The sequence below is a fragment of the Okeania sp. genome (genome assembly GCF_983059655.1).
Genome location: NZ_CEZPJD010000503.1, coordinates 1 through 5,869, shown reverse-complemented (window position 1 = coordinate 5,869; position 5,869 = coordinate 1). Strand labels below are relative to the sequence as shown.

Annotated in this window: 4 protein-coding genes; all 4 read right to left on the bottom strand. The window is 36.4% G+C overall.

The features are described 5' to 3' along the window. Nucleotides 1-193: 193 nt before the first annotated feature. A complete protein-coding gene (pstA, locus tag AC3DU7_RS22835; RefSeq protein WP_488041589.1) occupies nucleotides 194-1,177 on the bottom strand; it encodes a phosphate ABC transporter permease PstA in 984 nt (327 codons plus the stop codon). 140 nt (nucleotides 1,178-1,317) lie between these two features. Further along, the gene (gene pstC / locus AC3DU7_RS22830; RefSeq protein ID WP_488041588.1) at nucleotides 1,318-2,292 is read right to left on the bottom strand and encodes a phosphate ABC transporter permease subunit PstC; all 975 of its coding nucleotides are present in this window, start codon (nucleotides 2,290-2,292) and stop codon (nucleotides 1,318-1,320) included. A gap of 440 nt (nucleotides 2,293-2,732) precedes the next feature. Beyond that, nucleotides 2,733-3,824 (bottom strand): phosphate ABC transporter substrate-binding protein PstS, encoded by a 1,092-nt coding sequence (gene pstS, locus AC3DU7_RS22825; protein WP_488041587.1) that lies wholly within the window; start codon nucleotides 3,822-3,824, stop codon nucleotides 2,733-2,735. Nucleotides 3,825-4,700: 876 nt separating this feature from the next. Further along, nucleotides 4,701-5,786: a phosphate ABC transporter substrate-binding protein PstS gene (gene pstS, locus AC3DU7_RS22820; protein ID WP_488041586.1), complete on the bottom strand. Its 1,086-nt coding sequence runs from the start codon at nucleotides 5,784-5,786 to the stop codon at nucleotides 4,701-4,703. Nucleotides 5,787-5,869 lie beyond the last annotated feature (83 nt).

The following is a 5,869-nucleotide window of genomic DNA, read 5'->3' as shown; positions in this document are numbered from 1 at the left end:
CAACCAAGAGAAGAAATAGTATTTCCTTATATTCAATTCCGTAACGGTTTTAACCCGAGGTAATTATCAATTATCCATTATCAATTATCCATTAATGAAGAGTTTAATACCCCACAGTCAACAGAGATACTTAAATATTGTTTAGGGTTTGAGTCAATAAGCAATTAGACCTTCTGCCTTCTTCCTTCTTCAATCAAAACTGTTTTTGACTAGTTGCCCAACGAGAAAGAATACTGGTAATTAAAACCAATAAAACTAGAACTAAAGAACCTGCCCAAGCAAACTCCTGTAAAACCAAATCAAAGCTACGAGCAAATTCATATACTAAATAAGCCAAAGATGGTACTGTTTGAGAAAATATAAGCTCAATAGGATCAAAATATTCAATAATAGGTAATTTTATTGTTACAAAATTCCAAAATGATACTAGAGTAACCCACTCAATACTAATACCACGAAGCCAATTATTAGAATAAACAACAGTAAAAAGTAATGGAGCTGTTTCTCCAGCAGCACGAGCAATAGCAAGAGTAATACCTGTAATAATACCTGGTAAAGCAGCAGGTAAAACTATTTGTAAAACAGTTTGATAATTAGAAGCACCAACTCCCACCGATGCCCATCTAATATCCCTGGGAACTATTTGTAAAGCCTCATCAGTGGTCCTAATAATCGTCGGTAACATCAAAACCGATAAAGCAACTCCACCTGCAAATGCTGAAAATTTACCCATAGATAGTACCAATAAACTATAGGCAAATACCCCAGCAATAATTGACGGTACACCACTCAAAACATTAGTAGCAAATCGAATTGGACGGGCAGTTTCCTCATCGCTAAATTCTGATAAATAAACTGCTGCAAAAACACCAAAAGGTACAGCAATTAAACTAGCAATTGCCACTACCATAATTGTGCCTAAAATCGCATTACCAATACCACCAGAAGTTTGACCTGCAGCAGGTGGTAACTTAGTAAACAAATCTAAATTTAAACGAGATGATCCTTTAATAAAAACGTAAATTAATACAGCAAATAGAGGAACAAGAGTGATGCAGATACAAGCACTTGATAGTACAGTCATCACTTTATTGAATATTTCCCTTGGTCTGCTAGGGTTTTTTTTCAGATTCACAATAGATTCAGAGTGTTGTTGATTATAGGTAATGTCTGCCATGATTAATTCAAGATAGTATTCAACAATTGATAATGAACAATGAATAATTAATAATGAATAATTAATAATGAATAATTAATAATTAAGAGTTGATAGTTAATAATTCAGATTCAAATCAATTTGTATTCATGTAGTAGTAATTAATACTTAGCTTTAATTCGATTAACAATCCAATTAGCTAATATATTTACTAGTAGGGTTAAAACAAACAGAATTATCCCTGTATACATCAGAGCAGAAAGTTGTAAACCAGAAGCTTCAGCAAATTGGTTAGCCATCAAAGAAGCAATAGTATTAGACGGAGCAAAAAGAGTAGGTTTAATTGAGTTAGCATTACCAATTAACATTGTTACAGCCATAGTTTCTCCCATAGCTCGACCCAAACCTAACATTATTCCACCAACAATTCCCGAAAAAGCTGCTGGAATTAAAACCCTAATAATAGTACCCCAACGGGTAGCTCCTATACCCATAGAAGCTTGTCTTAGATCGGGAGGAAGACTAGCAAGAGAATCACGAGAAATTGCTGTAATAATAGGTAAAATCATGATTGATAAAACGATAGCAGCAGGGAACATTCCCGGACCCCCTGCACTAACACCTTTAGGAAGAGAAAAAATAAAAATCCAGCCTAAATAATTACCTAGAAAAGCCTCAACTGGTTTAAGTAAAGGAAGTAAAACATAAATACCCCATAAACCATAAACTACACTAGGAATAGCTGCTAATAATTCCACCATAAAAGTTAATGGAGTAGTAATTTTTGGAGGAAGAAATCCTTCACTTAAAAATATCGCTGTACCTAGACCTAATGGAACTGCAATAAATAGGGCAAGGAATGAACTAACTAAAGTTCCCACAATCATTGGCCATGCACCATAATCCCCTTTTCCATCATTAGCAACAGGGTTCCAAACACTTTTAAATAGAAAACTTAGGCCAAATTCATTAATAGCTGGTATAGCTTGCCAAGCTACTGTTAAAGCTATCAATATTAGAATAGCTGCAATACCCCAAGCAAAAACTTTAGTTACAGTAATAAAACCATCATCAAACTTTCTTTCTGTACTAGTCCGAGACCGACTATCTTGCTTAACTTTAGATTGTGCAACCATAAAATTGTTTACCTCTATTTATCTCAAATAGGTATATACATTTTCAAGGAACTATTGAGTCAACTTCAAGGATTTTATCGGACCAATTTTGATGTTATATTATCTCAAAATTAGTGCAATGAACTAAATTTATAATTCTGAATTATCCAAAGGTGATAGGTGTAGAACATTTGCTCGATCGGTAAAGTTTAAAAACCAATCAGATTTTAGGGGTAGGGGCGGGTTCATCTAAATTTAATGTTGAGCAATTAAGAATAGCGTTGAACCTGCCCCTACCTAACACCTTATTTACCGAATCATTAATAATTATTAATTAAATAATTCAGGTTTCAAGCCTCTCCTTTAAAGGAGAAACAAGAAAAAATTTTCCTTTTATTCAATCCTCTTCCTTTTAGGTAGAGGTAATTATCAATTATCAATTATCCATTATTGAATTGATGCTACTTGAGAGTAATGTTGTAATCTGGGCTAATTTTATCGGCAGTTTCTAAAACTTTTTGACGTACATTATCAGGTAGAGGGATATAACCTATTTCACCACTAATTTCTTGACCTTCATTTAAGCCAAATTCAATCATTTTTTCTAATCCCTGAGCTTTACCTGCATCATCATATTGACCATAAGCAAGCATCCAAGTGTAAGTCACAATTGGATAAGAATTTTCCCCTTCTGGATCGGTAATAAAAGCTCGTAGATTTTCAGGTAATGTTACCGCTTCTAAAGTTGCAGTTGCTGATTTAGCAGTAGCTTCTATATAATTACCAGAACTATTTTCCAGGGAAGCCATATTCAGACCAGCATTCTTAGCAAACCCATACTCAACATAACCTATTGCTCCCTCGGTTTGACGGATGCTAGCAGTTACACCATCATTCTTGGCACCACCAATACCTACTGGCCATTGAACAGTTTTACCTTCCCCAACTTTCTCTTTCCATTCTGGACTAATAGCACTTAAATGCTTCGTGAAAACTCCAGTTGTACCACTACCATCAGAACGATATACAACCGTAATTGTTTGATCTGGCAAAGTTACATCAGGATTAATTGCAGCTATCTTAGGGTCATTCCAGTTAGTAATATTACCCAACAATATGTCTACATAAACTTCCCTAGAAAGCTTCAGACCAGAAACATCTGGCAAATTGTAAGCTAATACAACACAACCAGCAGTCATCGGTAGCAAAATGACACCCCGACCAACTTGAGCAATTTCCTCATCTGTCATTGCCACATCACTAGCACCGAAATCTACTAATTCTTGAGTAAATCTCTCAATACCAGCTCCGCTACCTACTGACTGATAATCTACCTGTAGGCTAGAGTCACTCTGACCCAACTCTTGAAACCAACGTTGATACAGAGGTGCCGGAAAAGAAGCTCCTGCTCCAACGAGGTTTACTTGACCACCTCCACCTGTACCATCAGTGTCACCACCACCACCACAGGCAGCTAAACCAATTGTCAAAGCTACTGCAGAAATTTTTGCAGTCTTACGAGTTATTCGAGCAAGATTAATAACAAATTGCATAATTATTAGCTTTCTATACCTAGACACCAAAAAGAATAAATGAAAGCTTAACCTATTTAGGTTAAGGATAGGTTAATAGTTCTTGATGGGTAACCTTAATATTAGATATTAGACTTCTCCGGAAAAGAGGAAGTAGGCAGTAAGCAGTAGGGGGAAATAGTTGATGATTTATCTACGATAATTGATTTGATTTTTGATTATTTGGAGATGTCTATTAGTTAAAAAATAGGAAATATTTGTAACGTAACTCATTTAAGCAGGGTTTGCGCTCATCAAGTCTTTTTCTTAGGGTAGGGAGTAGGCAGCAGTTAAGAGTTAGGATTTAGAGGAGTTGTAGAAGAGGTAGTCATTCATCATTGCCCCTGAGTTTTTCTCTCATTTATTACCCCAAAATCCTCACTTTTTCCCCTCCATCCACCGAAAAGCTGCTACTTTTTCAGTACCTAAAATTCTTTAAACCAATATTCAGTCAATGCTCTGATATTTAATCAGCAAGCCCTAAGTAGAGTACAAAATTCTTTGAGGTTAGAGAGGTAATATTCCAACCGATGTGCCATTGCGAAATCTTTTTCGATATTCTCCTTCTAGGAGGGGCAGGTTCCCACACTCCCCAAACTCTCGAAATTATGCCAATGCTACCCGGGTTTGATATGATTTTATGATGTGAGGTTGTCTATACCTAGTGCAAGATGCCAGAAATAACTAACCAGTTACAAAATCCTAAAAGCCTTACCAATAAATATTTTTTTGGCACTAGGGAAAGTAAACCCTTCTAAATCTTCAAGAAGGGTTGAATAGTTGAAAAATCAGGAATTACTTGCCAAGATATGTTTCAGGTATTAAGTGCCAAGTATTTTCAATTTTACTTATGTAGAATTACTTGAGACTTATTTTATAGCCTGAGCTAATTTTATCAGCAGCTGATGCAACTGTCTGACGAACATTGTCAGGGAGTGGAATGTAACCTAAATCAGCACTTACCTTTTGACCCTCATTTAAGCCATACTCAATCATTTTCTCAATACCCTGAGCTTTAGCTGCATCATCATATTGACCATAAATCAGCATCCAAGTGTAAGTAACAATAGGGTAAGAGCCACCACCTTCTGGATCGCTAATAAAAGCACGTAGATTTCCTGGTAATTTCACTGCTGCTAGAGTAGACTTAGCAGACTCCAGAGAAGCTTTCACATAACTGCCAGATTTATTTTCCAAAGCTGCAGTAGGAAGACCAGCACTCTTAGCAAAACCAAACTCCACATAACCTATGCCACCCTCTGTTTGACGAATTAAAGCAGCTACACCATCATTTTTAGCACCACCTACACCTGTAGGCCACTGAACTGTTTTTCCTTCGCCTACCTTCTGTTTCCACTCTGGACTAATAGCACTAAGATGCTTAGTAAAAACTCCAGTTGTACCACTACCATCAGAACGATGAACTACAGTAATTGGTAGGTCTGGTAGACTTACTCCAGAATTAGCAGAAGCAATTTTGGGGTCATTCCACTTTGTAATTTTACCCAAAAGTATATCTACATAAGCTTGCCTGGATAATTTTAGGTTGGGTACGTCTGGTAAATTGTAAGCCAAGACAACGCTACCTGCCGTCATAGGTAACATCATTACTCCCCTACCAACTTTAGCAATTTCATCATCTTTCATTGCCACATCACTAGCACCGAAATCTACTAATTCTTGGGTAAATCTCTCGACACCAGCACCACTACCAACTGATTGATAATCTACCTGAAGATCGGAACGACTATCTCTCATATCAGCAAACCAACGCTGATATAAAGGAGCTGGAAAAGATGCCCCAGCACCAACTAAGGCGACTTTTTGTTGAGCAAGGCCATACTTGATTCCAGTAATTGTAGTAGCTAGACCAATTGTTAAGGCTACTAAGGATACTTTGGAAGTATTACGAATTATTTGACTAAAATTGATACTAGGTGGCATAACTATTAATTTTTGATACTGACTTTAAACACAAGACATAACAATAATGCAAGTTGAACATATGAAGGTAAAAAATAGGTAAA